3 protein-coding genes are annotated in these 2,735 nt (G+C 34.2%); all 3 read right to left on the bottom strand.

The annotated features are described in order from the left end of the window. Positions 1–1,046: hypothetical protein (locus KIV40_RS28085; RefSeq protein WP_285352484.1), on the bottom strand; the 1,046-nt coding region annotated here is incomplete at its 3' end. Continuing rightward, positions 1,046–1,981 carry a hypothetical protein gene (locus tag KIV40_RS28080; RefSeq protein ID WP_285352483.1) on the bottom strand — a complete coding sequence of 312 codons (936 nt, stop codon included), beginning with the start codon at positions 1,979–1,981 and terminating at the stop codon, positions 1,046–1,048. The genes KIV40_RS28080 and KIV40_RS28085, both read right to left, overlap by 1 nt. 33 nt (positions 1,982–2,014) lie before the next feature. Next, on the bottom strand, positions 2,015–2,735 hold a 721-nt coding region (locus KIV40_RS28075), incomplete at its 5' end, for an O-antigen ligase (RefSeq protein ID WP_285352482.1).

The following is a 2,735-nucleotide window of genomic DNA, read 5'->3' as shown; positions in this document are numbered from 1 at the left end:
TCAGTGAAAAACACTATTTCTTCTTTATTATATTTTCCAGGTTCTGACAATTGATACAATGACTTTTGAAGGTGTTCATCATGTACAAAAAGTATAGTTGGGTAGATTTTCGACAAGACTTCTTTAGATTTCTCTGATGTACAATAAAAAACATTCCCTGCAATACCCGACGGAAATTTATAAGTATACTCCAAACCATGTGGAATACATGTAAGACATACACCAAATTTCGCGCACAAACGCTTCTCAACCATCGCAAAGCGATCTTCTTTGTTACCAGTAACGAGATCAGAGACTAATCCTGACTTTAAAAAACAAAAAAGTAACTGTTCGTATATAGATTTCAGTGCAACACGGAAAGAGTAGTTGGAAATGATCCTAGCAGTAACTCTACTCCCAAAAATGCTATCAACCTCTCTAATTAAAAACGAAAAGTCTCTAAACGCTGAGCCTATAGATTTAAACATAGCAATCAAACACTGGCCAAACGAAAAGTAAGAAAACATTGACTGCAATTTTCTATTACGATACACGATATCTTCTGATAGAAGCAATATCGATTCCTGTTCATTTATTAAACTTAGCTTACTATGTGAAGCTTTAGAACGAACAATTGCGATGCTTTTCGCTGTTGCTTTCCGTCGTTTAAAGTTAAATAACTTCCTTAGTGTAACTAAGGTAAAACAAACAAGACAGGCTAAAAATAATTTAGCCCATGGAAACAAAAAAATAAGACTACTGCTCTTTTGAGGAGGATTATTTTTTCGTTCAACTAGGTCATTCCAAAGAAAGTGTGAGATCGAGTTGCCTTTCGATTTAACTAAAATGTCATCTTCTTTAATTAGATATTCCCATTCCTTTTGTCGAATATAATAGTTAATAAAAATTTCGTTGGAATAGTCTGATATGATTCCAAATTTAATATATTCGACTCCAACATTTTTAGAAAAATCCTCTTTAGCGAGCTTAGTGTAGTCGACAAGGGAGTAACCTCCCCCTTCATCAGCAATAAGTTCGCCTTCATTATTTAGAGTTATATATCGCACTACTTGATTCCTAAATATTTTTTTACTCTTTTAATCAGAGATGCATATGGGAAAAGTAGAGTTTTAAAAACTCCATAATTTTTTTTAAAATAAAGTTTAACAAGTGGATCGTTTTTTACAATTGGTGGTGTGGCTTTTGCTATAAATATTCCATCTTCGACGTAAATCTTATCTTCTTTCTCCCGCGTTTCATGTGTCCCTAACCCAATACCAATATTAGTAATGAAGTTTACTGGTGGGATAACATGAAGCTGACGAGAAGATCGAAATACTAGATCATAAGAGTAAGCCCAAGAGTTCACTATACCATCTAACATTAGATTATGTATTCCTTTTACATGACGGCTTTCCCAAAAACTAAGGTTTTCCATAATATAGGGCGGTAAGTCAGGTTGATAGCCAAATTCAACATCTATTGAGTTGATACGATCTGACCAACTTGCCCACCCCCAACAAAAGAACTTGGATGAGAAGTGTATGTCGCAACTATTATCAGCTTCTATTTCACGACGCCCGGCAATTGACGCAATTTTTTTTTCGTTTCGAAATACTTCCAAATAATATGCAATATAATCAAAAAAGCCGGGACTAGGTATACAATCATCTTCCAATACGATCCCTTCTTTAACATGACTAAAAAACCACTGAATCGCTGAGCTCACAGCTAATTTACATCCCAAATTACGGTCATTGTAAAGTGTAAAGATCTGACAGTTCCAATCAATATGTTCGTCAACTATTTTTTTAACATCATGTACTAAGGCGGCTTCCCCTTTAACCGTTTCTCTTGCACCATCACATGCTATATATAGAAAGGCAGGCTTAATATCTCTCAATGCATCGATTAAAGCTCGTGCTGAACCTGGCCTATTGAATAAAAGGATTAGTATTGGGACATTTCTAGCCTGTAATTCCCAATTATTTATAAATTTCAAACCAAATCACTCCAAATTAACAATTAATTTTTATTACTTTTCCGAGCTATAAAATAAGACTACAACAGCGACATAAGAAGGGAACATAATGTTTGCGGAAATAATTGATGCGCTAAACATGCCACCCATTAAGTATATTATATATACAAGAGCGAAGAAACACATTAACTCATTGCCTTTTCTAGTAAAGTTACTTGTATATTTTGCCAATAGAAAGATAGGGAAAATTAAAGCTACAATGAATACTGATCCTATAACTAATCCAAAAACCATCCATAGCTCTAGAAAAATATTGTGAGGATAATACATTGTATTTTTTTCTTCTAATCCACTACCAAACATCGGAGCCAGCGAGATTTGTTCTAACGTTTGACTGTATGTTGCTATTCTTATACCAGAACTCGCATCTTCATTTGAGCCAACATCGAGTAAACGATCAACAAATATAGAGATATTATCGATAAAGCTAACTTCAGAAACAACAGCTAAAATAAATGGGGATAAAGTAATAAACATCAAAAACAACAGCAATAGTTTGATCAGCTTCCCTTCAATTATTAGAAATATTGAAAAGACTAGGATAAAGACGATCAACGGCCCCCTAGATCCAGTCATAAATATAGCAACAATTACACAGAATGTTAGAGAAATAACAGCTATCCGTTTATAAAAGACTCCGTTTACGTTGAGTAGTAAACATACACCAGCCAACCATGTGACGATAATAAAATACCCTAAAGAAATCGGGTTAAAC

The organism is Vibrio sp. D173a (genome assembly GCF_030248475.1).
This window is presented reverse-complemented; position numbering and strand designations above follow the sequence as displayed.